Genomic DNA, 736 nt, shown 5'->3' with positions numbered 1-736 from the left:
GATCATCGAGCCGATCTCGCCCTCAAGGGTGCGGGACTGCCGCTTGAGCAGCGCAATCACTTCGTCGATGCTGGCCAGCATCTCGGCGTCATCGAGCAGGCTGGAGCGGCGCTGCTTTTGCACGGTTAGATCGTCGGTGAGCTGCCGGAGCCTTGCTACAAGGGCTTTCAAGCGCTGCTGCGATGAGCTCGGCAATGGGGTCGGCTTCAGATTTTTGGCTTGTGCGAAGCGGGCGATGATATGAGCATCGATCGCGTCGGTCTTCTCCAGCACGCCCATTGCCTCGGCATAGAGCCGGACCTGACGTGCATTGGTGACGGTGCAGGGCAGGCCCTGCTCCCACAGCAGCAAGAAGGCCCTACGTTCATAGCCGCCAGTTGCCTCCATCGCCACCAGTTCCACCCGGTGCTGCCGGCAGAATGCCTCCAGCCCCGCGATCCCGGCCGCGTCATTGGCGAAGCTGCCGCGGATAGAGCCGGGCTCGATGCAGGCATCGAGACGGGCCTTGGAAATATCCACTCCACAAATGTTCTTCATCACGGTAACCTGCCTTGTGCGTGCGATTGTGATCCAACGACTGTTCGGTCGTACGTGACAACGGCGAAGATCCCAGGCTCATCCACGGTTGTGGCCGGAGGGGTATCGGGCGACATCGCCGCGCGCTTTGGCCGGTGGCCACCGGCCAAAGCGCTCAGTCGCTTCCATCGCACATTTTGCTCAATGGGCAGATACAAGG

1 protein-coding gene is annotated in these 736 nt (G+C 61.5%); it reads right to left on the bottom strand.

Features of this window, described 5'->3' with window-relative positions:
- The coding region (locus IVB22_RS24070) for a transposase (protein WP_247519741.1) at positions 1 to 537 on the bottom strand (537 nt) is incomplete at its 3' end.
- Positions 538 to 736 lie beyond the last annotated feature (199 nt).

This window comes from Bradyrhizobium sp. 190 (genome assembly GCF_023073415.1).
In the GTDB taxonomy this organism is placed as follows: Bacteria; Pseudomonadota; Alphaproteobacteria; order Rhizobiales; family Xanthobacteraceae; genus Bradyrhizobium.
Note: the sequence above shows the minus strand (reverse complement) of the source record. Positions and strands in the feature narration are given on the sequence as shown.